The 25,167-nt window shown below is 58.5% G+C and carries 19 protein-coding genes and 2 tRNA genes; 10 read left to right on the top strand and 11 right to left on the bottom strand.

The genetic code is table 11. From position 1 onward, the window contains the following. Positions 1–40: 40 nt before the first annotated feature. A complete protein-coding gene (locus ACESMW_RS07145) occupies positions 41–1,315 on the bottom strand; it encodes an erythromycin esterase family protein (protein WP_372986365.1) in 1,275 nt (424 codons plus the stop codon). Between the two features lie 211 nt (positions 1,316–1,526). After that, positions 1,527–2,738 (bottom strand): pilin, encoded by a 1,212-nt coding sequence (locus ACESMW_RS07150; protein WP_372986366.1) that lies wholly within the window; start codon positions 2,736–2,738, stop codon positions 1,527–1,529. A 336-nt stretch (positions 2,739–3,074) separates the two neighbouring features. On the opposite strand from ACESMW_RS07150, the gene ACESMW_RS07155 reads away from it, so the two are divergent. After that, the gene (locus tag ACESMW_RS07155) at positions 3,075–3,317 is read left to right on the top strand and encodes a hypothetical protein (protein WP_372986367.1); all 243 of its coding nucleotides are present in this window, start codon (positions 3,075–3,077) and stop codon (positions 3,315–3,317) included. A 200-nt stretch (positions 3,318–3,517) separates the two neighbouring features. Next, positions 3,518–4,393 (top strand): NAD(P)-dependent oxidoreductase, encoded by an 876-nt coding sequence (locus ACESMW_RS07160; RefSeq protein ID WP_372986368.1) that lies wholly within the window; start codon positions 3,518–3,520, stop codon positions 4,391–4,393. Positions 4,394–4,590: 197 nt separating this feature from the next. Here the strand turns inward: ACESMW_RS07160 and topA are convergent, their stop codons facing one another. The 3 genes from topA to fadB all read right to left on the bottom strand — a co-directional run bounded on the left by topA (position 4,591) and on the right by fadB (position 10,835). Next, positions 4,591–7,230 carry a type I DNA topoisomerase gene (gene topA, locus ACESMW_RS07165; protein WP_372986369.1) on the bottom strand — a complete coding sequence of 880 codons (2,640 nt, stop codon included), beginning with the start codon at positions 7,228–7,230 and terminating at the stop codon, positions 4,591–4,593. 249 nt (positions 7,231–7,479) lie between these two features. Further along, complete coding sequence (fadA, locus tag ACESMW_RS07170; RefSeq protein WP_372986370.1) at positions 7,480–8,655, bottom strand: acetyl-CoA C-acyltransferase FadA; 1,176 nt, start codon at positions 8,653–8,655, stop codon at positions 7,480–7,482. A gap of 32 nt (positions 8,656–8,687) precedes the next feature. Next, entirely contained in the window at positions 8,688–10,835 is a 2,148-nt protein-coding gene (gene fadB / locus ACESMW_RS07175) for a fatty acid oxidation complex subunit alpha FadB (RefSeq protein ID WP_372986371.1), read from the bottom strand. A gap of 430 nt (positions 10,836–11,265) precedes the next feature. Between fadB and ACESMW_RS07180 the strand changes: the two genes are divergently transcribed. Further along, complete coding sequence (locus tag ACESMW_RS07180; RefSeq protein WP_372986372.1) at positions 11,266–12,087, top strand: hypothetical protein; 822 nt, start codon at positions 11,266–11,268, stop codon at positions 12,085–12,087. A gap of 150 nt (positions 12,088–12,237) precedes the next feature. Then, positions 12,238–12,669, top strand: coding sequence for a universal stress protein (locus tag ACESMW_RS07185; protein ID WP_372986373.1), 432 nt, complete (start codon positions 12,238–12,240; stop codon positions 12,667–12,669). Between the two features lie 54 nt (positions 12,670–12,723). Here ACESMW_RS07185 and ACESMW_RS07190 read toward each other — a convergent pair whose 3' ends face one another. The 5 genes from ACESMW_RS07190 to ACESMW_RS07210 form a co-directional block, all read right to left on the bottom strand. Beyond that, positions 12,724–14,652, bottom strand: a complete 1,929-nt coding sequence (locus ACESMW_RS07190; protein ID WP_372986374.1) for an ATP-binding cassette domain-containing protein — start codon at positions 14,650–14,652, stop codon at positions 12,724–12,726. A 2-nt stretch (positions 14,653–14,654) separates the two neighbouring features. Beyond that, on the bottom strand, positions 14,655–15,455 hold the full coding sequence (locus ACESMW_RS07195) for an MOSC domain-containing protein (RefSeq protein WP_372986375.1): 801 nt from the start codon (positions 15,453–15,455) through the stop codon (positions 14,655–14,657). Positions 15,456–15,588: 133 nt separating this feature from the next. Beyond that, positions 15,589–15,664: transfer RNA gene (locus ACESMW_RS07200), tRNA-Gly, on the bottom strand. A gap of 141 nt (positions 15,665–15,805) precedes the next feature. Then, on the bottom strand, positions 15,806–16,528 hold the full coding sequence (locus tag ACESMW_RS07205; protein ID WP_372986376.1) for a murein L,D-transpeptidase catalytic domain family protein: 723 nt from the start codon (positions 16,526–16,528) through the stop codon (positions 15,806–15,808). 158 nt (positions 16,529–16,686) lie between these two features. Further along, on the bottom strand, positions 16,687–17,289 hold the full coding sequence (locus tag ACESMW_RS07210; protein WP_372986377.1) for a DUF924 family protein: 603 nt from the start codon (positions 17,287–17,289) through the stop codon (positions 16,687–16,689). Positions 17,290–17,380: 91 nt separating this feature from the next. On the opposite strand from ACESMW_RS07210, the gene ACESMW_RS07215 reads away from it, so the two are divergent. The 3 genes from ACESMW_RS07215 to ACESMW_RS07225 all read left to right on the top strand — a co-directional run bounded on the left by ACESMW_RS07215 (position 17,381) and on the right by ACESMW_RS07225 (position 18,904). Further along, positions 17,381–17,767 (top strand): sirohydrochlorin chelatase, encoded by a 387-nt coding sequence (locus ACESMW_RS07215; protein WP_372986378.1) that lies wholly within the window; start codon positions 17,381–17,383, stop codon positions 17,765–17,767. Between the two features lie 29 nt (positions 17,768–17,796). Continuing rightward, entirely contained in the window at positions 17,797–18,705 is a 909-nt protein-coding gene (locus ACESMW_RS07220) for a TIGR01777 family oxidoreductase (protein WP_372986379.1), read from the top strand. A 123-nt stretch (positions 18,706–18,828) separates the two neighbouring features. Further along, positions 18,829–18,904 (top strand) — tRNA-Glu (locus ACESMW_RS07225). 54 nt (positions 18,905–18,958) lie between these two features. Here ACESMW_RS07225 and ccoM read toward each other — a convergent pair. Further along, complete coding sequence (gene ccoM, locus ACESMW_RS07230) at positions 18,959–19,114, bottom strand: cytochrome c oxidase subunit CcoM (protein ID WP_372986380.1); 156 nt, start codon at positions 19,112–19,114, stop codon at positions 18,959–18,961. Between the two features lie 239 nt (positions 19,115–19,353). Here ccoM and ACESMW_RS07235 point away from each other — a divergent pair, with 239 nt between their 5' ends. The 3 genes from ACESMW_RS07235 to pta are packed head-to-tail and all read left to right on the top strand — an operon-like array spanning position 19,354 to position 25,157. Next, complete coding sequence (locus ACESMW_RS07235) at positions 19,354–21,771, top strand: EAL domain-containing protein (protein ID WP_372986381.1); 2,418 nt, start codon at positions 19,354–19,356, stop codon at positions 21,769–21,771. Between the two features lie 18 nt (positions 21,772–21,789). After that, positions 21,790–23,001, top strand: a complete 1,212-nt coding sequence (locus tag ACESMW_RS07240; protein WP_372986382.1) for an acetate/propionate family kinase — start codon at positions 21,790–21,792, stop codon at positions 22,999–23,001. 5 nt (positions 23,002–23,006) lie between these two features. Beyond that, positions 23,007–25,157 carry a phosphate acetyltransferase gene (gene pta, locus ACESMW_RS07245; RefSeq protein WP_372986383.1) on the top strand — a complete coding sequence of 717 codons (2,151 nt, stop codon included), beginning with the start codon at positions 23,007–23,009 and terminating at the stop codon, positions 25,155–25,157. Positions 25,158–25,167 lie beyond the last annotated feature (10 nt).

The following is a 25,167-nucleotide window of genomic DNA, read 5'->3' on the forward strand; positions in this document are numbered from 1 at the left end:
TGATTTCAGCGGCCTCTTTTTTTATGCACACATTCATCACCTACAACCCGAATGGATAGGTATCCGGAACCCCCGGCAATACGCCTGTGGCAAACGGCGTGATCGCCCGGGTCTCGTCCAGCCAGACATACTCATCGAACTGCTCAGGCAGGCAGGCCCGGAAATAATGGCTCTGCCGCTCCGTTTCAGGCCGATAGATCACACCGATTGCCCGTTCCAGAAACCGCTCCGACAACGCCTCAAGCACTCTGCCCTGCGCCTTTTTAAACGGGAGCAGAAATCCAGGGAGTTCGGTCTGATGGCATAACCGCTCGAAACTGCCCTCCAGCGACGGCCTGACCTGCTTGATTTCCATCGGCGCATCCCAGTTTGACGCCGCCGCCACCGTGCCATGATCGGTGCCGAACCCGATGGTATAGAGTTCCTTGCCAAACCGGGCCCGGCAAAGCCGGCCGATATTGAACTCTCCCCGCCGGCTCATGTCCGTCGCATCGGAATCGCCTACATGGCTGTTATGGGCCCAGACCACCGCCTTGCTGCCGTCTCCGTAGTGTTTAAGCAGCGACTCCAGGGTCTCGAACATGTGGGTATCCCGCAGATTCCACGCGCTGTGGGAGCCGTAATACATGGTGCGGTAATACTCCTCGGCATCCGCCACCAGCCGAGCATTCTGGATCGCATCCAGAAACCGGTCGGAATCGTGCTCCGCATAGCGCCGATGCCGGCTGAGTAACTCGTCGAGCATGTCGAGGACAGGCTTTTCGCAGGTCTGGTAATCCGGATTGAGCGCCGCTTTGGCGTAGGTTGCCGGCTCACCCTCGAACGGTGCCAGGCATTCATAGCGCTGCCGGGCATCAATCGCGAGATCCGGATCCACCTCTTCCAGGTACTCGAGCACCGCGCGGATAGAGCTATAAAGGCTGTAAAGGTCGAGACCATGAAACGCCACCCGCTCATGGGCCGGGCGTGCGCTGTTGTAGCCATGTAGCCAGTCGACAAAGCCCCGCACTTCCTCGTTGCGCCACATCCAGGTGGGGAAGCGGGAAAAGGCGGCCCATTCCGAGGGCGGGTATTCGGCGTGACGGACGTAATGATCCACCCGCGCCGCGTCCGGCCAGTCCCCTTCAATGGCCACGAAGGAAAACCCCTTCCTCTCGATCAGGGCTCGGGTGATACGTTGGCGGGCGAGATAAAATTCTGCGGTACCGTGGGACGCCTCTCCCAGAAGCACCACTCGCGCATCACCGATGCGCGAAAGCAGGTTATCGAGAGGCAGGGCATTCACGGAACTGAAGGGCTCGGCAAGACCGGCCATTGTCTTTGAAAGATCTGGTCCGCCTGTACCCGCGGAACCTCCAAAACCGAATGGATCATAACCAATGGCCATGGCGAGTCCTCCCCTCTGTCGGTGTCCTGATTACAGTCTAGTACACCAGAGGAAGCTCAGGTCAATTCTATGAAGTACACCTAACACAATGAAATAAATAGAAAGGGACCCGAAAGCCCCTTTTGGTTACAGCCTGAACCTACTGACAATCAGCGGGCAAATACTGCTCGTTCACGTTCTGGCCATAGCACGCCCAGCTGATCTCGCCGCTATCAACGGAAGGCTCAAGCACAATGTATTCTGACTCGCCGGAATCATCGACGCCCATTTCGACGCCGATCAGACCGTCGTCATAAACGTCGATAGAGTAGTTCTGCTCTTCATTTGCCAGGACCAGCTCGGGGTATCCCAACTCCTGCATTGTCACCGGCCAGGCCTGATTATCGTACGCGTAGGAAGTCACCCTTTCCTGAACACCCTGAGCCTCCGAGTAGGCTGCGGAGTAACGGGCTTTCTCCTCATACTGCTGATAGGCAGGTATGGCCACCGCAGCCAGAACACCAATAATCGCCACCGTTACCAGGAGCGACGCCGCCCCACCAGCTCCACCACCGACCCGGGGCACAAACATCGACAGTGTCCAGGCCCAGAGGCTACGGCGTGGATGCTTCACCTCCCTGCCCTGCGACAGTGCGACCGCGGTCGCCATCCGTTTGGTCAGCCACGGATAGTCACCGGTCAGCTCATTGAACGACATCCAGAAACCATTGGTGGCCTGCACCTGACTGACGTACGCATCCACATTGATGGTCTTCCAGCGAGTATCCCCGGCGGCAATCGCGGCAATGGCGGCCTTTATGTCCTCCTCGGACTGGCAACAGGCAACGCCGTAACGATCACAGGTGTATTCCTCAGCGCGCCGCAAAGCCGGGCCAACTATCGGCAACAACGAGCCTGGCATCACAAATGCACGCCAGGAAAGGTGCTTACGATGGATGTGGCCAAGTTCATGACCAATGTAGAAGTCGATTGCACCGGGCTGATCTTCCAGGGCATCGATCACATCCGTAAACAGTACGACAAAGTGACGCCCAAGGAACTTGGTGGCCAGTGCGTTAAAGAAATCCGTACGCAGCAGGTAAGCCTCAGGCACTTCCTTGACGCCAACCTTCTGGCAACAACGGACCAGCCGCTCATACAGATCCGGATATTGCTCCTGGCTGATCCGCACCCCCGAACCTTTCAGGTGGGAGATAAATGCGGAATGCGCAAACAGAAAGAACACATACCCCAGAAGCAGGTACAACAATACAATTCCGAAGGTCCCGACAAACAACGCCAGCCAGATAATCGCTGAAAACACGACCGCTATCCTGAGCAACGGTTTCTCGTTCTTGTAAACCAATTCCATGCTATTCCCTCAATTTAATGACTACAGGGTGACGGGCCACATCCGGGGCCCGGTTATCCAACCGGGCGAAAGCACAGGACAATGCACGAGGTGGTTCAGGGAGGAGGCGTCATTGCGGTGCGTCCGCACAGTAGACAAAGGAGTATAGGAACAGCATCAAATCACTGCCACGGCTGCCTGCCGATTTCACGGACCAGGTGGCCAGAGTGTGACCAGGTTCAATAATGCGATGCCTATTTGCTCGATAACGCGGGGGAACCGACTAGAAAATGCCCCATCAAACTACGACCGGGCAAACTATATTTCTCCGGGGCGTGCAAAAAAGGAGGCAATATTATGCGTTACTTAGCTGCACTCTTATTCACGGTGTTTTTCGCCGGTTCCGCACTGGCCAGCCAGTGCCCTTCTCTGATAAGCCAGATCGACCAACAGCTTCAGTCAGCTCAACTCGACAGTGAGACCGAAGCCAGCATCAGGGCTCTCCGGGATCAGGGGCAATCATTGCACAACCAGGGCAAGCATTCAGAATCAGTGAAGGTGCTCAGGAAAGCAATGGATAAACTGGACGCGACGTCCTGACAACCAACAGCCAGGTAGCGGTAAGGCCGTTAGCTGCCTGGCCCCCGCCTACCCTTCGACAATTCTCGATAGCCTTAGGACAGATCCATGAACGGGTCCCAACGGAGCGGGATCTGCGCTATGATCCCTATCGACTCGCAATAAAATGTTCTTCTCGACAATTTCATATAATCAACAACTTAGAGAACCCGGAGACAACTATGACAACCACTGCAACCTTCATCGGACTTGGTGTAATGGGCTACCCGATGGCCGGGCACCTGGCCAGAGCCGGCCTTGATGTCCGGGTCTGGAACCGGACGGCCGCCAAGGCCGAGCAATGGGCCGGCGAATACCAGGGAACCGCCTGCAAGACAATTGCGGAAGCCGTTGAAGGCGCAGACTTGGTCATGACCTGCGTGGGCGCAGACAAGGATCTGGTTGAGGTGTTCGAGGGCGAGGACGGCATCATTGCCAACGCACCCGAGGGCGCAATCCTGATTGATCACACCACCGCATCGGCGGGCGTTGCCGAGCGTCTGGCGGCGGCCGCGGCGAAACGGAATCAGGCCTTTATCGATGCGCCGGTTTCCGGTGGCCAGCAGGGGGCGGAGAACGGCAAATTGACCGTTATGTGTGGCGGGCCGGAGGAGGCTTTTGCCAGGGTGAAGCCGGTGATGGATTACTACGGCCGTGCGGTGAACCTGATGGGGCCTGCCGGTAGCGGGCAGAAGACCAAGATGGTTAACCAGATTGCCATCGCCGGCCTGGTTCAGGGGCTGTCAGAGGCGCTGCATTTTGCCGAGCAGGCGAACCTGGATGTGGCCAGGGTGGTGGATGTGATCTCCAAGGGCGCGGCGCAGTCCTGGCAGATGGAGAATCGCTCCGGGACGATGATCGAGGGGGAGTTCAACCACGGCTTTGCGGTGGACTGGATGCGCAAGGATCTGGGGATCTGCCTGGAGGAAGCGAACAAGATCAACGCGACGCTGCCGGTGACGGCACTGGTGGATCAGTTTTATGCGGATGTTCAGGCGATGGGAGGGAGTCGGTGGGATACTTCCTCGTTGATTCAGCGGTTGCGGAAGTTTCGGTGAGTGCGGGGTGGGCATGAACATGGGGTCAGATGAACAAGTTCATCTGACCCCTGAGAAAGTAGGGGTCTGAAGAAAGCTTTCTTCTGACCCCGGGGTTGACCTTAAGTTGGGGTCAGATGAACGAGTTCATCAGACCCCTGAGTATGGCCTGGCAATGGGGTCTGATGAAAACCTTCATCTGACCCCGTCCTGGAGGCTTACTTACCCTTCTCCCGCGGCTGCCACTTGCCGTTGACGTACCACGCGGACCAGCCGGTCGCCTTGCCATCCTTTTCCGACATGACGTACTGCTCTTTCGATTTCCGGCTGTAGCGGATCACCGTGGGGTTGCCTTCGGGGTCGGTTTCCGGGGCATCCATGAGGTAATCGTACTTGGGATCGATTTCCTTGCGGTGCGGTTTGATTTCCTTCACCAGCGGCGGGCGGGTTTCCCGGTTTTTGGGGAACTTGCTGGCTGCCAGGAACAGGCCGGAGGCGCCGTCGCGAAGCACGTAGGTGTCGTCCACTTTCTGGCATTGGAGCTCGGGCATGGGCACCGGGTCCATCTTGGGGGGTGCCGGTTCCCCGTTCTTGAGCAGTTTCCGGGTGTTCTTGCAGTCCGGGTTGGTGCAACCGAAGTATTTGCCGAAGCGGCCGGTCTTCAGCTGCATCTCGGAGCCGCACTTGTCGCATTCCAGGGTCGGGCCGTCGTAGCCCTTGATGCGGAAGGTGCCCTCCTCGACCTCATAACCTGAGCAGTCGGGGTTGTTACCACACACGTGCAGCTTGCGCTTCTCGTCGATCAGGTAGCTGTCCATGGCGGTGCCACACTTGGGGCAGCGGCGCTTCTTGCGCAGCAGGCGGGTTTCGCCCTCGCCTTCCACGTCCTCGTCGGCACTGACCACCTCATCGCCCGGAGTCAGGTTGATGGTGGTCTTACAGCGTTCCTTGGGTGGCAATGAATAGCCGGAGCAACCGAGGAATACACCGGTGCTGGCCACCCGGATTTGCATGTTGCGGCCACAGGACGGGCACGGAATGTCGGTCTCCGTGGGCGTGTTCGCGCGCATGCCACCTTCGGCTTTTTCCGCGGATTCCAGCTGTTGCCGGAACCGGGCGTAGAAATCATTGAGTACCTGCTTCCAGTCCTCGTCGCCCTCGGCAATCTCGTCCAGCTCGTCTTCCATGCGGGCGGTGAAATCAAAGTCCATCAGATTCGGGAAGGACTCGGATAACCGTTCGGTGACGATCTCGCCCATTTTCTCCGCGTAGAACCGGCGGTTCTGCAGGCGCACGTAACCACGGTCCTGGATGGTGGAAATGATCGAGGCATAGGTGGACGGCCGGCCAATACCCTGCTTTTCCAGTTCTTTTACCAGGCTCGCTTCAGTGTAACGCGGTGCCGGCTTGGTAAAATGCTGGCTCGGGTCGAGCTTTTTGAGGTCCAGGGTTTCGTTGACCTGGATATCCGGCAGCGCCACATCCTCGTCTTTCTTGCTGGACTGGGGTGCGGCCTTGAGGAAGCCGTCAAACTTGACGATGCGGCCACGGGTGCGGAGCTCGTAACCGTCATTGGCTACGACAATGGAGGTGCTCAGGAACTCGGCATCGGCCATCTGGCAGGCAATGAACTGGCGCCAGATCAGGTCGTAGAGCTTCTCTGCGTCTTTTTCCAGACCGGTAATGTCGGATGGACGACGGCTCACTTCGGTAGGTCGAATCGCCTCGTGGGCTTCCTGGGCGCCCTCCTTGCTGCCGTAGACGCGGGGCTTCTCGGGCAAGTACTTGTCGCCGAACTGTTTCCTGACGAATTCCCGGCAACTGGCAACCGCGTCCTGACTCAGGTTGGTGGAGTCGGTACGCATGTAGGTGATGAAACCCGCTTCGTACAGGCGCTGGGCCAGCATCATGGTTTTCTTGACGCTGAAGCCCATGCGGTTACTTGCCGCCTGCTGCAGCGTCGAGGTAATAAAGGGAGCAGACGGGCGTGACCGGGTCGGCTTGTCTTCCCGCTTGGCGACCTTGAAGCCACCTTCCTTCAGGCGCGCAACGTGCTCGTTGCTCTGGGTTTCATTGACCGGTCGGTAGGGCTGATCGTTGTACCGGGTCACCTCGAAGCGCACCGGATCCTTCGCGCCTTCTGGAGCCAGATCTGCGTGTAACTGCCAGAACTCTTCCGGGATGAACTTGCGGATTTCCCGCTCCCGCTCGACGATCAGGCGCACAGCCACCGACTGGACCCGGCCGGCGGACAGACCACGGGCAATCTTGGCCCACAGCAGCGGTGACACCATGTAACCCACGACCCGGTCCAGGAAGCGGCGGGCCTGCTGTGCATTCACCCGGTTCCGGTCCAGATGGCCGGGATCGTTGAACGCCTCCTGAATGGCACGCTTGGTGATCTCGTTGAAGACCACGCGCCGGTATTTATCGGAATCACCGCCAATGGTTTCCTGAAGGTGCCAGGCGATGGCCTCCCCTTCGCGGTCCAAATCCGTTGCCAGATAGATGTGGTCGGCGGACTTGGCCAGGCGTTTGAGTTCACTGACCACCTTTTCCTTGCCGGGAAGGATCTCGTAGCGGGCCTGCCAGTCGTGGTCGGGATCCACACCCATGCGGGCCACCAGCTGCTCACGGGCCTTGCGCTTCTTGTGCTCGGCCTTCTCTTCAGGACTCATCTTGCGGGTCAGCGCCGCCTGGCGCGCCCGTTCCTTGGGGTCGGTCTGGGAACCGCTACCGCTGACCGGCAGGTCCCGGATGTGCCCCACGCTGGACTTCACGATGTAGTCGGAGCCCAGGTACTTGTTGATGGTCTTCGCTTTCGCTGGCGACTCGACAATTACGAGACTTTTACCCATATCGGAGATCTGTTTCCTTGGCGACAAATCGGTCAATTATTCAGCAAACCGTAAACTCGCTGTAAAATCAGGCGGCTAGAAAACACGCAGGAGCCGCCATTCTGTATAGGCTCACTGTTTTACAGGGTCAAGATTGGCAAGACAACCCATTCTTTATTTTCTTGGGGGCTTTTTTCACAACTCACAAACAGCGAGGCCCGGCAGTTGCCGGGCCTCCTGTTCACAGAGCGATCAGTTCCGCAAGCGGAATCAGACGCGCTCCCACACAGTGGCAATGCCCTGACCCAGGCCGATACACATGGTGGAAACACCAAGCTTACCGCCTTTGGCCTGCATGACATTCAGCAGTGTGGTGGAGATGCGGGCACCGGAACAGCCCAGCGGATGGCCCAGGGCAATCGCGCCGCCGTTCAGGTTCACCTTCTCTTCCATAACACCCAGCAGTTTCAGATCCTTCAGGACCGGCAGGGACTGACCAGCGAAGGCTTCGTTCAGCTCCCAGAAGTCGATATCTTCGACTTTCAGGCCTGCACGCTTCAGTGCCTTCTTGGTGGCCGGAACCGGGCCATAACCCATGATTGCGGGGTCGCAGCCAGCCACGGCCATGCTGCGGATCTTGGCAATCGGGGTCAGGCCCAGGGCCTCTGCCCGCTCGGCGGACATCAGCACCATGGCAGAAGCGCCATCGGTCAGCTGGGAAGAAGTACCGGCAGTTACGGTACCGTTCTTCGGATCAAACGCCGGACGCAGCTGAGACAGAGACTCAACGGTGGTTTCCGGGCGAATGGTCTCGTCTTCCTCGATCAGCTTCACAAAGCCGTTCTCGTCATGACCTTCGATGGGAACGATTTCATTCTTGAAGCGGCCTTCAACGGTCGCTTCGTGGGCCAGGCGATGGGAACGGGCACCGAACTCATCCTGCTGCTCACGGGTGATACCGTGCATCTTCGCCAGCATTTCCGCGGTCAGGCCCATCATGTTGGAGGCCTTGGCGGAGTACTTGGACGCAGCCGGGTTGTGGTCGAAGCCTTCAGTCATGGGGACGTGGCCCATGTGCTCGACACCACCAACCATGAACATGTCACCGTTGCCAGTCTGGATCGCCTGGGCGGCTGTGTGGATGGCGCTCATGGCGGAGCCACACAGACGGTTCACAGTCTGGGCCGCGGATTCGTGCGGGATACGGGTCAGCAGGGAAATCTGCCGCGCCACGTTAAAGCCCTGCTCCTTGGTCTGGTTTACACAGCCCCAGATCACATCTTCCACTTCTTTCGGGTCGAGCTTCGGGTTGCGCTCAAACAGTGCTTCGATCAGCGCAGCCGAAAGGGTCTCGGCACGTACGTTGCGGAAACAGCCGTTTTTGGCACGACCCATCGGAGTCCGCACGCAATCGACGACGACAACGTCTCTCGGATTAAGGCTCATAGATCTTTCTCCGTTCGGAAATCTCGTTAGGGTTAGCCAAAGAACTTCTTGCCGGTCTTGGCCATTTCACGCAGCTTCTCAGTCGGGGCATAAAGCGGGCCAAGATCTGCGTACTTGTCTGCCAGTTCGACGAACTTGTCGACGCCCATGTCGTCGATGTAGCGCAGAGCACCACCACGGAACGGAGGGAAACCGATACCGTAGATCAGGCCCATATCTGCATCGGCCGGGTCTTCAACAATGTTGTCTTCCAGACAGCGAACGGTTTCCAGGCACAGAGGGATCATCATGCGGGCGATGATCTCTTCCTCGTCGAAGTCCTTGCTGCCGCTAACCACAGGCTCGATGAGCTTGTAGGTTTCTTCGTCGACAACCTTCTTCGGCTTGCCCTTCTTGTCTTCATCGTAGCGGTAGAAGCCCTTGTCGTTCTTCTGGCCGTAACGGTCGTTCTCGAACATCACGTCGATGGCGGACTTGAAGTCGGCCTTCATGCGATCCGGGAAGCCGTCTGCCATCACTTCGTTGGCGTGCCTGGCGGTGTCCATGCCGACTACGTCGAGCAGGTAGGCCGGACCCATGGGCCAGCCGAATTTTTCCATGACCTTGTCGATCTTCTGGAAGTCGGCGCCGTCACGTACCAGTGCGGCAAAACCACCGAAGTACGGGAACAGAACACGGTTAACCAGGAAGCCCGGGCAGTCGTTGACCACGATCGGGGTCTTGCCCATGGCCTTGGCGTAGGCAACGGTGGTCGCGATGGCGCGATCACTGGTCTTCTCGCCACGGATTACCTCAACCAGCGGCATCATGTGCACCGGGTTGAAGAAGTGCATGCCACAGAAGTTCTCCGGACGCTTCAGGTTCCTGGCCAGAAGGTTGATGGAGATGGTGGAGGTGTTGGAGGTCAGGATGGTGTCCTCGCGAACCGCGTCTTCGGTCTCGCGCAGAACGGCATCTTTCACCTTCGGGTTTTCAACAACTGCTTCAACAACCAGGTCTACGCTCTTGAAATCACCGTAGTTCAGGGTCGGCGTGATGTTGTTCAGGACGTCGCCCATCTTGTCGGCGTTCATCTTGCCCTTGGCAACACGCTTGGACAGCAGCTTCTTGGCCTCATTCAGGCCCAGCTTGATGCCGTCCTGATTGATGTCCTTCATGATGATCGGGGTGCCCTTCAGTGCGGACTGGAAGGCCACACCGCCACCCATGATACCCGCGCCCAGTACGGCGGCCAGGTTCACATCAGAGGCTTCCTTCTCCCAGGCACTGGCTTTCTTCTTCAGGGCCTGGTCATTCAGGAACAAGCCGACCAGGCACGCGGCGACGTTGGTCTTGGCCATCTTGGCGAAGCCCTTGGCTTCCACTTCGATCGCCTTGTCGCGGGTCAGACTGGCATGCTTCTGCATGGTCTTGATGGCTTCCACCGGCGCCGGATAGTTCTTGCCAGCCTTGCCGGCCACGAACGCCTTGGAGATCTCGAACGCCATCATGCTTTCCATGGCGTTGAGCTTGATCTTGCCCTTCTTCTCTTCCCGGCGAGCCATGTGGTCCAGCTTGCCTTCGTTGCACTGGTTGATGATGGCAACAGCCGCGTCCACCAGCTTGTCAGCCTCAACGACGGCATCCACAGCACCGGTCTTAAGAGCGGCATCGGCACGGTTCTCGGTACCACCGGCAATCCACTCAACGGCATTGTCCACGCCAACCAGTCGGGACAGACGTACGGTGCCGCCAAAGCCCGGGAAGATGCCCAGCTTGACTTCCGGCAGACCTACCTTGGCCTTCGGGGCCATAACCCGGTAGTCGGTTGCCAGACACATTTCAAAACCACCACCCAGCGCGATACCGTTGATGGCGGTGACGGTCGGGACCGACAGGTCCTCAATCGCGTTGAATACTTCGTTGGCTTTGAGGTTGTTGGCCACGAGGTCTTCCTCGGAACCGGCAAACAGCTCGGTGAACTCGGTGATATCCGCACCGACAATGAAGCTGTCCTTGGAGCTGGTGACTACCAGGCCCTTCAGATTCTTCTGGGACTTGAGTGCTTCGGCTGCGGCACCAAGCTCTTCAATGGTGAGACGGTTGAACTTGTTGACTGACTCGCCCTGCAAGTCAAAGTCCAACTGAGCGATCCCGCCTTCGATCTCTTTAACCGTGATGGCTTTACCTTCGTAAATCATCAACTGATCTCCAGTCTGTGTTTGGAACTGCTGACAGCCACCTGAACTTATCCTTCCCGGTGGCCGCCCGTGCAGCGAGATTTCGGTCACTGCCCGATCATCCGATCCAAAAATTCATACAGTCGTTTGAATCGTGAGGGCACACGATGAAAAAAAACCGAGCGTTTGTCAATTTGTTTCTTGCTGAAGGCGTGCAAAAGTCTCCGTCTGAACGGAGGCACCCAAAGGGAAGAACATCCGATTTGTTGTATATCAAGGAGATAACTGCAATCGACTGCTAAAAGTGATCCCTGTCACACTGATTTCAAAGTAATTGACAATTGCAGCCTCCGCTGCCGGCAAAATCGCTTGCTTGGCCGGTACAGTTAATTTACCTTCGAAGTACGACTTTGGTCGAGAATAACAACACAGTTTTACGGAGAGTCATCCGATGAAAGACGCCCGCCTGCGATTTGTATCCCTTGCTATCGGCTTGATCGCGCTTGCGATTGCGTCCCTGGGAGCGAAAGCCCAGGAGGCCTCCGACAGCTTCCTGGCTGAGCTGCATAATTTCCGTATCAGCAACTACATGGCACTGGATGCCTATTATCGTTTCAGCGGAACCGGAGACACCGACACCCTGAATGAAATAGTGGTGGGTATCAACACCGCCAACGACGCCATGAACAGTGTCAGTCAGAGCACGGCCGGCGTCCTTTCCGGAGACCAGATCGAAGCGCTCAATCAGGAATTCGACAAGTTCAAGGCGCTGATGCGGGACAACATCAATGACGTGCGCAATCGCGGCTATCCGGACCTGCGACTTGTCTCGGACATGGCAAACCAGGCTTTGACCATGAACAACAAGGCCACCGAGCTCTACACTGCCGCCCGGGAAAGCAGCGAAACCGATACCAACCCACGGGTGGAGGCGGCACGGATGGCCGCGGTGAAGATGGCCCAGATGATGGCCAAGTATTCGGTTCGATCCAACTCAGCAGTCACCCAGACCTTCCAGGGCTCGGATACCGAGACCTCCCTCGATGAGCAGGCCCGTGAATTTGATGAACTGCTTGCGACCGTGCAGCAGGGCCCCGCCCAGGGAGAGCTCAAGACCCTGCTGGAGGACATCGGCTCCAAGTGGCAGTTCATCCGCGGCTCCTACATCAACTACAACGAAAAGAACGTCGGCTTCGTGATTGATCGTTATTCCAAGGGCATCCTTAACAGCCTGGCCACCACCATCGACCTTTTGCAGAATCCTGCTTCCTGATTGGCCGCCGACCTCTGACGGGGTGTAATTCCCCGTCAGACTTCATTTTTTCCCGCCCCTGTATTGATACCTGTCAGTTTCCCGCTACACTCTTTCGATTAGATTTGGACTACTATTTCCTATGTAAGCCCGATGCGAAGGAGTGATGCGATGTCCGCCTACAAGAAGATGCTCGTTGCCATTGACCTGACGGAAGAAGCTCCGCAGGTACTGAACAAGGCAAAAGCGATCAGCAGCGCCCATGGCGCCGAACTGATGCTCGTACACGTTGTTGAACCGGTGGGCTATGCCTATGGCGGCGACATTCCCATGGACCTGACCGAGCTTCAGGATCAGCTCGACAAGGCTGCCAAGGACCAACTGGCAAAATATGGGGATGAGTACGGCGTGGCCAAGGAAGACCAGGTTGTTACCGTGGGTCGCCCTGAATCCGAGATCCACCGCCTGGCAAAAGAACAGGACGTCGACCTGGTCATTGTCGGCAGCCATGGCCGCAAAGGCTTCCAGCTGCTGCTCGGCTCCACCGCCAACGGCGTTCTCCACGGCACGGAATGTGATGTTCTCGCGGTGCGCATTCACTGATCCGGCAGACGTTTGCTACTGAAGGGCGGCCGATACGGCCGCTCTTGCTCCAGTTTACTGACCCGCCTGCTCTTCCAGCTCCATCCAACGCTCGATGGTCTGCTCCAGTTTTTGCTCCGCCTCCGTCAGTTTCTGCAGGGTAGCAGAGACTTCCTCGGCCGGCCCGGAGTAGAAATCCGATCCTGAAATGGTTTCCTGCAGCTCCGCCACTTCCTGTTCAAGCGCTTCAATTTTCGCAGGAAGCTGCTCCAGTTCCAGTTTGAGCTTGTAACTGAGCTTGACAGGTTTGGCTTTCGCAGGTGCCTTCGACGCCGCGGCATCGCCCTTCGCGGGCTCACCCGATTTCGATTGTTTATCCTGCTTGTCCGGCCGGTTGCCGCACTGCTCCGAGGGAAAACGACCGCCCTGGCGCCGCCAGTCAGAATAGCCGCCCACGTATTCCCGAACCCGGCCGGTGCCGTCCAGGAAGATGGTCTCGGTCACCACGTTATCCAGGAACTCACGGTCGTGACTGATCACGATGACGGTGCCCTTGAACTCGGCCAACTGTTCTTCCAACAGTTCGAGGGTTTCCACATCCAGGTCGTTCGTGGGCTCATCCAGAACCAGGATGTTGGCCGGCTTGCTGAACAGCTTGGCGAGCAGCAGACGGGCCCGCTCGCCGCCCGAGAATACCCGAACAGGCGACCGTGCCCGCTCTGGGGTAAACAGGAACTCCTGAAGGTAACCCAGCACGTGCTTGCTCTGGCCATTGATTTCGATGAATTCCCGCCCCTCGGAGAGGTTATCGAGGGCGTTACGCTCAAGATCCAGCTCGCCGCGCAGCTGATCGAAATAGGCCACTTCCAGATTCGTGCCGAGGCGGATAGCTCCGTTTGTTGGCTTGAGATCACCCAGCAGCAAACGTACCAGGGTCGTCTTGCCGGTACCGTTCTCACCCACCAGGCCGATCTTGTCGCCCCGGAGGATGGTCAGATTCATATCCCTAATTACCTGGGTACCATCGGGATAGGCAAATCCGGCGTCGCGGGCTTCCACCACCAGCTTGCCGGAACGGTCAGCCTGCTCCACGGCGAAGCTGGCGGTTCCGCCCCGGACCCGGCGCTGACGGTGCTCCTCGCGCATGGCCTTGAGCGCCCTTACCCGACCCATATTACGGGTACGGCGCGCCTTGATGCCCTGGCGAATCCACGCTTCCTCTTGCTTGAGCCGCTTGTCGAACAGAGCGTTCTGGCGCTCCTCTTCCTCCAGAGCCTTTTCCTTGAGCTCCAGGTAGCGATCGTAGGTCGCCGCAAAGCTGACCAGCTTGCCGCGGTCCAGCTCGACGATCCGGGTTGCCATGCGGCGGATGAACGCACGGTCGTGACTGACAAACAGCATGGCTCCGCGGAACTGGGTCAACGCCTCTTCGAGCCAGGCGATGGCGGGCACATCCAGATGGTTCGTCGGCTCATCCAGCAGCAGGATATCCGGCTCGGCCACCAGGGCACGCGCCAGCAAAACCCTGCGCTGCCAGCCCCCGGAGAGGGTGTTCAGGCGCCGGTCAGGATCGATGCCGTATTGCCCGAGAATAGTGGTGACCTTCTGGTCCAGTCGCCAACCGTCCAGGGCCTCGAGACGCTCCTGAACCTTTGTCATTTTCTCCAGGCTGGCCTCGTCGGCCTGCTGCGAGAGCCGGTGAAATTCGGCGAGCAATTCCCCGGTTTCCGGAAACGCCCCGGACACCACATCATAAGCGGTTCGGGTATCGTCAGATGGCAGGTTCTGCGGCAGTACGGCCAGCACAGCACCGTCGTCCAGGCGTACGGTGCCGCCATCGGGAGTGACTTCGCCACTGACGATCTTGAGCAGGGTGGACTTGCCCTCACCATTACGCCCCAGAAGGCACACACGATCGCCGGCCTCGATCACCAGAGAGGCATGATCAAGCAGCGGGTGCATACCATAGGCAAGGGACACCGAATCCAGAGTTAACAAAGGCACGTTCAGGTATTCTCCGTTTTGATAATGCTGACAGGGTCACCGACACGGATGCTGCCGGGCTGGTCGTGAATGGCATTCATGCCGAAGATGACGCCTTCCCCGGTACGGCGGTACCCTGAAAGTGTGCGAAGCGGCTGGGCTGAAGGGTCTTTCAACCCCTTATCCGGATCAACGGTGGTCATGATACAGCGGGAACAGGGCTTTACCAGCCGGAATTGCCGGTCACCGATCTGCAATTCACGCCAGTCATCCTCTGCCCAGGGCTCTGCGCCTTCAACGACAATATTGGGGCGGAAGCGGCGCATGGTGACCGGGTGCTCGAGGCGACCGTTCAGCTCTTCCAGCGATGCAAGGTTGGTTATCAGGAACGGAAAGCCGTCCGCAAATCCGACCCGGCGATACTCCCCGACCCGATCCGCGTCTACCCGGCGGAAGGTCTCATCCGCCATGTAGACAAACCGGAAAGACTGACCGCAGAAGCGGGAGAGCGCGTCGTTGGCCCCCGATTCTCCCAACCGGGCCTTCACCCAGTCACGCCAGACCAGCACGGGGAACATCTCATCGGTTGAAGAGAGCCGGAAGCCCCCCTCTCCAGGAATATCCACCTGGACCTGGCCCTCCGAAAACCGGGCCTTGATCCGGGCCAGCTGGGGATAACTGCGCTGGGTAACGAAACGACGCTCATCATCCACAATCATCCACCGCCGATCCCCCGCCGGTCCGAAGTCATCCATATCAAAGGAATCAACCTGGATACCAGCCAGCGACTTCACCGGATAGATATAAAGCGAGTGGATATGCATGCTGCGCGCCTCCCGTACTGAGAAGAATTGGGTATGGCTGCCGAGTATAACCGAGAGGAGGTTCGGGCGCTGCGCCTGAGCGGAGCCCTGAAACGAAGAAACCCGGCTTTTTTCAAAGCCGGGTTTCGGAATCTGGAGCGGGAAACGAGACTCGAACTCGCGACCCCAACCTTGGCAAGGTTGTGCTCTACCAACTGAGCTATTCCCGCATTGCTGAACGGTTATTGCCGTCAACGGAGGCGTATTCTACGGATCAGACTCCGGCCGTCAACCTCTTTTTTCAACTTTTTTACAGGACCGGGAAAATTGCTCAGATCCCATGCAATTCGTTGAATTTTCAGGCAGGGAGATCAACTCTGCCCTGCTTCATTACCGGCAGCCGCAGCCATCTGGGTATCGTCGCAGTGCAGGAAGCTGGAACTCTGCAACCACTCCTGATCCGGATAATACTTGAAGACCAGCTGACCGCCCTTGAGATTGTCGACCACCTCTTCAATGACCTGGTTATCCACTGCCGGGCAACCCAGGCTGCGGCCGATACGACCGTACTGATCCACCCAGCTGTCACTCACATAGTCCGCGCCATGAATGACGATGGCACGCTGACGGGCCAGATCATTCACGCCCGGCTCCAGTCCGTCCAGGCGCAGGGAGTAGCCGTGCTTTCCATAGTAGGACTCGCTGGCGCGGAACAGGCCGATGCTGGACATATTGCTGCCCTCGACATTGGAGAATGCCGTAGAACGGAAATTGCCGGATTTCCGGCCATGGGCAACGAGATCCCGGAGCACAAGGTTGCCGGTGCGAACGTCGAAAATCCACATACGCTCTTCACTGGACGGCAGCGAAAAATCGATGACCGCCAGGCGCTCAGGCATGGCCACGCCGTTTCCGATTGCGCACCTGGAAGCGTTCACCGCCATGGAGAGAACCTGGGGATCCAGCCTGGGCGCGGATTCGGTCATACGCGCCAGGAGGCTGCCATCAAGAGTTTCTGACTGGGCCTGCAGGCTTACAGTGGCCAACAGGGGCAAACACAGGGAGAAGGCAATACGCCGACTGCGTCTCAACATCTTCATTTACCGTTACAAAATGATTGGCGATTCCGGATCGTCCATAGCCGGATTACCTGAATTTTGGCTCATTCTATCAGGACCAAATGATAAACCGGTCTAATCGTACGCTTTTTATACAAAACGGTAACAAATCGCTCAAGAATGCAATCGGAGAGTTACTGCCCGAAAGACTTCCCTCCTTCGAGATAATCCTGCTCTTCCGGGGTGGACGTCCTGCCCAGCGCCCGGTTCCTGTGGGGGAATCGGCGGAACTTCCGAATGATGGCCCGGTGCTCTTCCGCCGACTCCAGGAAACTTGCAATGAAATCGCCCGGAATACCGCTGGTGGTGGCCACGAGCTGCCCATAACACTCCACTGAGAGGTCCTGATCCTCCAGGCGCTCGGAGTGCTGCAACGGCATATAGAGGAAAGCGCGCTGGACCGGTACAAGAGCCATATCCATCCCTTTATGCATGGCCTGCCGGCAAAGCTTCCGTGCCAGGGTGTCCTGCTCGAAGGCGAGCGCCCCGCCCCGGAAGATGTTCCGGGAGAACTGGTCCAGCAGGATGATTTCCGCCAGGGCGCCGCCCGGCTCGGTGCGCCAGTGGTCGAGGCCCTGTTCGGAAGCGAACAGCACCATGGAAAGAAAACGCCGGCGTACCTCCTGATCAAATTTTCGGTCTGACCGGAACCAGCGGTTGCGGTGAAAGTGGTCCGGAAGCCCCTGCTCGTCGAGCTCTCCGAACCAGAAATCCAGAATCTCTTTCCAATCGAACATTAACCTACACCCTGATATCTTGGACTTAAGGAAGCGCACAATTGTGCAGGATTACGACGGGGTTCCCCTAACTGATTACCCAGGAGCAGGAATGACCAGCAACCACCGCATTGTTCTTTTGGCCCACGGAAGCAGCGACAAACGCTGGTGCGAAACCTTCGAACAGCTCGCCGCGCCAACCCTCCAGGCCGTATCGGGCTCCCGCATTGCCTATATGGAGCTGGCTTCACCGTCCCTGGAGGAGACCATTGCCGAAGGCCTTACCGAGAATATCAGCGAGTATACGGTCGTGCCGCTGTTCCTGGCTGCTGGCCGACACCTGAGAAAAGACGTCCCGGCCATGATCGCGGACCTCGAGAAAAACCATGACGTAAAAATCCATCTTGCGCCACCAATTGGCGAAAATCCGCTACTTGGCCAGGCCATCAAGGATGTTGTTACCCTGCAACTGGAACAGACCGGGACGTCGGCGTCCTGATCAGGGAGCACCGAGGGAGGCACAAGGTTATGGCAAAAAGGATTCTGATTACCGGCGGCACCGGCTTTATCGGAAAAGAGCTCTGTCCCCGCTTACTGGAACGCGGGGACCAACTCTCGGTATACAGTCGGCAACCCCCGGAAAACGTCAAGGCAGTCTGCGGCCGGGTCGAGGCTGTGAGCGATCTTGACTCGCTTCGCTCCAGTCCGGGTTTTGATGCGGTGATCAATCTGGCCGGGGAAGGCATTGCCGACAAACGCTGGTCCGCCAGCCGCAAACAGGCGCTGAGGGATAGCCGGATCCAGCTGACCGAACAGCTTGCTGATGTGATCAGAACCTGGGAGACGTCACCGGAAGTGATGGTTTCCGGCTCGGCCGTCGGTTTTTACGGGGACCAGGGTGCGGCGCCTGTTACCGAAGACACCACTCCCCATGATGAATTCACCCATCGACTTTGCAACGACTGGGAAAAGGCGGCCATGGTGCTCGCTGGCGAGAACACTCGTGTCTGCCTGTCCAGGACCGGGGTGGTCGCCGGCCCGGGCGGTGGGTTCCTGCAAAGAATGCTGCTGCCCTTCAGGCTCGGACTGGGCGGCCGGTTGGGAAGTGGCGAGCAATACATGCCCTGGGTGCACCGAACGGATGTCGTGAACGCGCTGATCTGGATGGTCGACACAGAAACCGCGCAAGGCCCCTACAACGTCGTCAGCCCCAACCCGGTCACCAATGCCGAATTCACCAGGACACTGGGCAAGGTTTTGCATCGCCCCACCCCGTTCCCCGCACCGGGGCCGGTTCTGAAAGTTGCGTTGGGGGAAATGTCGCGGCTGTTGCTGACCGGGCAGAATGCCAGGCCGGCGAGACTTCTGGACGAGGGGTTCGAATTTCACTTCGAGGATCTGGAATCGGCCCTGCAGGATTCGGTGGGAAAGCACTAGCCGCAACGAAATTCGGGCGTCCGACAGACGCCCGAAATTTTTTTGATAAAAAGCGTTGACACTACCCCAAGGCTTACTTAATATACGCGCCACCTCGACGAGGCAAGCTTTTGAAAACGTTGCGTCCCCTTCGTCTAGTGGCCTAGGACTCCGCCCTTTCACGGCGGCAACAGGGGTTCGAACCCCCTAGGGGACGCCAATTTTTCCTTGCCCGAGATGATTCAGCTTCCCTGCTGAACATGATCTCGATTCCTCAGACCGGCTTTCCGCCGTGCTTGCCCTGCTGCTTTTTGCCCTGATGGCCGTGTTGCTTCTGATCTTTCATCACGAAGACTCCAACACCCACGAAAAAGCCCACCATCAGAAGTACCGTTACAATTCCTGCGATTACCACGGCGTCCATATACATAGCTACTCTCCTTCACTTATCAAACTTGATTAAGCTCAGGTTACGCCGGCCCTGAATGCAGGGTATTGACCCAGGTCAAACCAACCTTTCGAGTACGGATACGCAAAAACACCAATCCGTCACACAATTCTCTACAGTTTTCCTGCATTTGCAGGGAATTTGCCAAAGACAACTGCTATATTCGGGATTGTAGCCAAGGCACTGGTTTCCTCTCCCTGAAGGGTGGCTGTACTCACGACATGCCGAATTTGTCGAAGCATTTCCAACGTTTGCGCACAGGCTCCCCCCTGTCCTTCAGGCTGCTGGCCTGGATTCTTCTGTTCAGCTCGGCCTTCACCCTGATCGCCTCGGGTGTTCAGCTGTACTCGGACTATCGCAAAGATGTGGGCCTGATCGACCAGCGCCTGAAAGTCATTGAATCCGGATACGCGTCCAGCCTGGCGAGAAGTCTTTGGGCCCTGGACCAGAAACTGCTGCAAACCCAGATGGAGGGCATCCTCAGCCTGCCCGACATTACCCACCTCAGGCTACGAATCGAGCCGGACTCCGAGCTGGTTATGGGCAGTATTCCGCGGGGTGCCGAGACCAAAACCCACAGTTTCACACTGGTGCACGAAGGCGACCAGAGTTTCAGGCTCGGCGAACTGACTGTCACCGCCAATCTGGACCGGGTCTACCGGGAGATGAAACAGAAGATCGGGGTCATTCTCACCACCCAGTTCCTGAAAACATTATTCGTCTCCATCCTCATCCTCTTGATAATCCGCCACCTGGTCACCCGGCACCTCTCGGACATGGCCGCCTACGCCCGTGATTTTTCCCTGGAGAATCTGTCTGAGCCCCTCACACTGGACCGCCCGGATTCACGGGCCAACCGCAGTGACGAGCTCGGGCAGGTGGTAGACGCCATCAACCAGATGCGGGAACGCCTCAACACCGACATAGCGCGACAAAAGCGGGACGCCGCCGAGATCCGGAAATTCTCCAAGGCCATCGAGCAGAGCCCCTCCTCGGTGCTGATCTGTGATCGCCAGTGGCACATTGAATACGTGAACCAGAAATTCACCCAGCTCACCGGGTTCGATCGCAAGTCCATCCTCGGGAAACATCCGGCGGAACTGGGCGATGAAGGCGGCCAGAACCGAGAGCGCCAGAACCTGTGGCAATCCATCCGCCTGCAGGTGCAGCGCGTTGGTGTCTGGCAGGGTGAGGTCAACAGCATCCGCAAGAGCGGTGAGCGCTTCTGGGAACAGTTGGTGGTGACGCCCATCAAGGACAACGATGGCGAAATTACCGGCTACCTGATCCTCGGCGAGGACGTCAGCATCCGGAAACGGTACGAACAGCAACTGCTCCGGCAGGCCAATTACGACATCCTTACGGGTCTGCCCAACCGGATGCTGGCGCTGGACCGCCTAAAGCTTGCCCTGGCCCAGGCCCGCCGCGAGAATACCCTGGTGGGAGTCATGTTCCTGGACCTGGACAACTTCAAGCACATCAACGACACCCTGGGCCATGATGCCGGTGACAATCTCCTGATAGAGGCGGCCCGGCGTATCTCCAGTTGCCTGCGCGGCACCAGCACCGTCGCCCGCCTCGGGGGCGATGAATTCCTCGTGGTTCTGCCGGGGCTGCCGGGGCCGGACGCGTGCTCCCAGGTCGCTGAGCGGATACTGAAGACCTTTTCGCCACCGTTTACCCTGAATGCCCAGGAGGTCTTTGTCACCACCAGCATCGGCATCGCCATATTCCCCACCGATTCGGACAACAGCGGCACCCTGCTCCAGCACGCGGATGCCGCCATGTACGAGGCCAAGCACAATGGCAAGAGCGCTTACGCCCACTTCTCGCCGGAAATGAGCGAGGTGTCCCATGAACGGCTCCAGATGGAATCGTTGATGCGCCGGGCCCTGGAACTCGATGAATTCGAACTGCACTACCAGCCGATCGTGCACACCGAATCCGGCAAGCTGCAGGCAGCGGAAGCCCTGCTGCGCTGGAACAACCCCACCCTCGGGCTCGTCATGCCGGACCGGTTCATCCCGCTGGCCGAGGAAACCGGGCTGATCACGCCGGTTGGCGAATGGGTGCTCCAGGAAGCCTGTCGCACCGCGGTCGGTTGGGGCAAGAACACAGGCAGAGGTATCGGCATCTCCGTCAATGTATCCCCACGCCAGTTCCGTGATCCGGGCTTCCTGGATACGGTAATGGGCGCACTGCACAGCAGTGGCCTCAAACCGGAACTGCTGGAGCTTGAGATTACCGAACGCCTGCTCCTGGACAACTCCATTGAAACGGCAACCATCCTCTATCAACTGGATCAGGCCGGAGTGAGACTGTCCGTCGATGACTTCGGCACCGGCTACTCTGCCCTGAGCTATCTGAAAAGCTACCCCTTCGACGTCCTCAAGATCGACAAATCCTTCGTCAATGACGTCAACAAGGAACCGGAGGATGCCTCCCTTGTCCGTGCCATTATCAACATGGCCCACAGCCTCGGCCTCAAGGTCATTGCCGAGGGCGTGGAGGACGAGAGCCAGGCGGATTTCCTCCGGCAGGAGCATTGTGACTATTCCCAGGGTTACTATTACAGTCGGCCACAAACCGGCAAAGATTTTGAAGGCTGGCTCAAGAACAATCACCGGATACCGGTCTGAACAAGCGGGAAACGGGTTATGGATAACAAGATACTGGTGATCAATTGCGGCAGTTCCACCCTCAAGCTTGCCCTCTTTGACGACCAGAGCCTGAACTGCACGGCAACGGGACTGGCAGAGCGCCTGAACCATGACGATGCCGTAGCACGGATCGGAGAAATCGAAGGCGACATTCCATTACCGCCTGGCGCGACTCATCGCCAGGCTCTCGAAGCCATGACGACGGCCCTGAAAGAGTCCGGATTGCTGACAGGAGCGCCTGTCGCCATCGGGCACCGGGTCGTCCACGGCGGCGAGGACTTCCGGGAAGCCGCCCTGATAGACGACGGGGTTCTCAAGGCCATTGATGCCTGTGCCAGCCTGGCGCCGCTGCACAATCCGGTTAATATTTCCGGCATCGAGAGCACCCGAAGCCTGTTTCCGGACGTCCCCAATGTGGCCGTATTCGATACGGCCTATCACCAGACGCTACCGCCCAAGGCCTACCTTTACGCGGTTCCCCATTCCTACTACCGGGACTGGGGAGTTCGCCGCTATGGCTTCCACGGCATCAGCCACAGTTACATGCTGACAGAAGCAGCCAGACGCCTGGATAAAACTCCGGCGTCGACTTCCATCATCTCCGCCCACCTCGGCAACGGATGCAGCATCGCCGCTATACGTGACGGCCTCAGCGCCGATACCAGCATGGGCCTCACGCCCCTGGAAGGTCTGGTCATGGGCAGCCGCAGTGGCGATATCGATCCCGGACTGTTCGACTACCTTAAATCCAAAGGCATCGCCCAGGACGAACTGCACCACGTGCTGAACCACGAAAGCGGCCTGCTCGGACTGTCCGGCCAGACCAATGATATGCGGACACTGTGTGAACTGGCCGAACACGGCCACGAGCCATCACGGGTTGCGATCGAGGTTTTCTGCTTCCGGCTGGCCCGGTATATCGGTTCGATGATGGCCTCCCTGCGCCATCTGGACGCCCTCGTGTTCACCGGCGGCATTGGCGAGAACAGTGACCGGGTACGGCAACAGACCCTGGATAGCCTGCAGCTGCTAGGCTTCGAACTTGATGACGAGTTGAACCGTTACGGCGGCGAATTCAGTGGCGGTCATATCGAGGGGCCTGGATCAAGATTTCCGGTACTGGTGATTCCCACCAACGAAGAACTGGTGATTGCCCGGGAAGCCGCTCGCCTCGCCAAAGCTTCAAACGGAACCCAAACGCCAGGATAATCACTATGGCCAAAAGTCTTTTTATCGCACCTACCTCCATGGATGCCGGCCTCACCTCGGTCTGTCTCGGATTGCTCCGGGCACTGGAGCGTGTGGGCGTCAGCGTCGGCTTCTACAAGCCGTTCAGCCAGTCGGTCCACGAGGCCGAGTCCCTACATAACGCCGGGCAGGACTCCTCCGTCGCGTTCGTCCGTGATCGCAGCCACCTGGACACACCGGAACCCATCCCACTGAAGAAAGCCCAGCAATTGCTCAACCGGCATCAGTCCGATCTGCTGATGGAGAATGTGGTGGGCGAATTCCACAAGGTAGCCAGCAAGGTCGATGTGGTAGTGATCGAGGGCCTGGTGCCGGACCGTAGCGAAGCCTACATTGCCCGCCTCAACGTCGAGGTGGCGAGGAATCTGGGCTCCGAAGTTATCCTGGTCAGCACCCCGAAGAATTGCAGTGCCGAAGAGCTGGAAGAAGAGCTGGAGTTTTCGAGCCGGCTCTATGCCGACCCGAGTGATCCGGACGTCATTGCCGCCATTCTGAACAAGGTCGGAGAACCGGAACAGTCAGGCCTGACGCTACACCGGGACAGAGAGCCAACAGCCAGGATCGACTATCAGAAAGAGTGCCCGATATTCAGCAAAGGTCGGCTCCGTTTGTTGGCAGAGGTCCCCTGGCAGCCGGAGCTGCTGGCACCGAGGGTATCCGACATCGTACGCGAGCTGGGTGTGCCGGTGCTCAATGAGGGTCAGATGGAGAAACGGCGGGTCAAAACAGTCTCGGTGTGTGCCCGCACCATCAGCAACATGACCGACACACTCAAACCGGGAACCCTGATGGTTACCCCCGGCGACCGGGAAGACATCATTGTCACCACCGCCCTGGCGGCGCTCAACGGGGTTCCGCTGGCCGGTCTGATGCTGACCGGGGGCCTGATGCCGGCGAAGTCCGTCATCGACCTGTGTCGGCGGGCCCGGGATACCGGGTTGCCGGTACTTGGCTCTGACACCAATACCTACGAAAGCGCCTACATGCTTGCCAACCTGTCGTCTGCCATTCCGCTGGATGATCCGGAGCGGATCGAACAGGCCATGGATACGGTTGCTCCCCGGATCGACGCCGAATGGCTGCGGGAACACCTGCGGGTGGAACGCCAGAGCCGGTTGTCTCCGCCGGCTTTCCGTTACCAGCTGTCCGAGCGGGCACGGGCTGCCAACAAGCGCATTGTTCTGCCCGAGGGCAACGAACCCAGAACTATCCAGGCGGCGATCACCTGCCATGAGCGTAAGCTGGCGCGCTGTGTGCTAATCGGTGACCGGAACGAGATCGACAGCGTTGCCGCTACCCTGGGGCTGACCCTGCCGGATGACATCGAGGTGATTGAACCGGCGGCCGTGCGCAACCGGTACGTGGACCCGATGGTCAACCTCCGCAAGCACAAGGGACTGACCCCGCAGATGGCCGAGGCCATGCTGGAGGACAACGTGGTGCTGGGTACCATGATGGTTGCCCTCGATGAGGCCGACGGCCTGGTCTCCGGTGCCGTGCACACCACCGCCAACACCGTGCGCCCTGCCCTCCAGCTGATCAAGACCCACGATCAGGCCCGGGTGGTTTCCTCGGTGTTCTTCATGCTGCTGCCAGAACAGGTTGTGGTCTACGGAGACTGCGCCATCAATCCCGACCCGAACGCCGAGGAGCTGGCGGACATCGCCATCCAGAGCGCCCAATCCGCAGAAGCATTCGGTATCGAACCGGTGGTGGCAATGATAAGTTACAGCACCGGTGAATCCGGCACCGGCCAGGACGTGGACAAGGTTCGCGAAGCCACCCGGATCGCCCGGGAACGGAGGCCGGACCTTCTTATAGACGGGCCGTTACAGTACGATGCCGCAGCCATCGAGAGTGTGGGCCGCAGCAAGGCGCCGGACAGCAAGGTGGCCGGCCGTGCCACCGTGTTTGTGTTCCCGGATCTGAATACCGGCAACACCACCTACAAGGCGGTCCAGCGCAGTGCCAACGTGGTCAGCATCGGCCCGATGCTGCAGGGTCTGCGCAAACCGGTAAATGACCTTTCGCGCGGGGCTCTGGTGGAAGACATTGTCTTCACCATCGCCCTCACGGCGGTACAGGCAAAACAGGTGGAGGATGCCGGGCTGGCGTGAGCCTGCCCGG

This window comes from Marinobacter sp. (genome assembly GCF_041690455.1).
Lineage (GTDB): Bacteria > Pseudomonadota > Gammaproteobacteria > Pseudomonadales > Oleiphilaceae > Marinobacter.

Coding starts and splice junctions, on each gene's coding strand:
- ACESMW_RS07145 (WP_372986365.1), bottom strand. CDS start 1,315: ATGGCCGGTCTTGCCGAGCCCTTCAGTTCCGTGAATGCCCTGCCTCTC.
- ACESMW_RS07150 (WP_372986366.1), bottom strand. CDS start 2,738: ATGGAATTGGTTTACAAGAACGAGAAACCGTTGCTCAGGATAGCGGTC.
- ACESMW_RS07155 (WP_372986367.1), top strand. CDS start 3,075: ATGCGTTACTTAGCTGCACTCTTATTCACGGTGTTTTTCGCCGGTTCC.
- ACESMW_RS07160 (WP_372986368.1), top strand. CDS start 3,518: ATGACAACCACTGCAACCTTCATCGGACTTGGTGTAATGGGCTACCCG.
- topA (WP_372986369.1), bottom strand. CDS start 7,230: ATGGGTAAAAGTCTCGTAATTGTCGAGTCGCCAGCGAAAGCGAAGACC.
- fadA (WP_372986370.1), bottom strand. CDS start 8,655: ATGAGCCTTAATCCGAGAGACGTTGTCGTCGTCGATTGCGTGCGGACT.
- fadB (WP_372986371.1), bottom strand. CDS start 10,835: ATGATTTACGAAGGTAAAGCCATCACGGTTAAAGAGATCGAAGGCGGG.
- ACESMW_RS07180 (WP_372986372.1), top strand. CDS start 11,266: ATGAAAGACGCCCGCCTGCGATTTGTATCCCTTGCTATCGGCTTGATC.
- ACESMW_RS07185 (WP_372986373.1), top strand. CDS start 12,238: ATGTCCGCCTACAAGAAGATGCTCGTTGCCATTGACCTGACGGAAGAA.
- ACESMW_RS07195 (WP_372986375.1), bottom strand. CDS start 15,455: ATGCATATCCACTCGCTTTATATCTATCCGGTGAAGTCGCTGGCTGGT.
- ACESMW_RS07205 (WP_372986376.1), bottom strand. CDS start 16,528: ATGTTGAGACGCAGTCGGCGTATTGCCTTCTCCCTGTGTTTGCCCCTG.
- ACESMW_RS07210 (WP_372986377.1), bottom strand. CDS start 17,289: ATGTTCGATTGGAAAGAGATTCTGGATTTCTGGTTCGGAGAGCTCGAC.
- ACESMW_RS07215 (WP_372986378.1), top strand. CDS start 17,381: ATGACCAGCAACCACCGCATTGTTCTTTTGGCCCACGGAAGCAGCGAC.
- ACESMW_RS07220 (WP_372986379.1), top strand. CDS start 17,797: ATGGCAAAAAGGATTCTGATTACCGGCGGCACCGGCTTTATCGGAAAA.
- ccoM (WP_372986380.1), bottom strand. CDS start 19,114: ATGTATATGGACGCCGTGGTAATCGCAGGAATTGTAACGGTACTTCTG.
- ACESMW_RS07235 (WP_372986381.1), top strand. CDS start 19,354: ATGCCGAATTTGTCGAAGCATTTCCAACGTTTGCGCACAGGCTCCCCC.
- ACESMW_RS07240 (WP_372986382.1), top strand. CDS start 21,790: ATGGATAACAAGATACTGGTGATCAATTGCGGCAGTTCCACCCTCAAG.
- pta (WP_372986383.1), top strand. CDS start 23,007: ATGGCCAAAAGTCTTTTTATCGCACCTACCTCCATGGATGCCGGCCTC.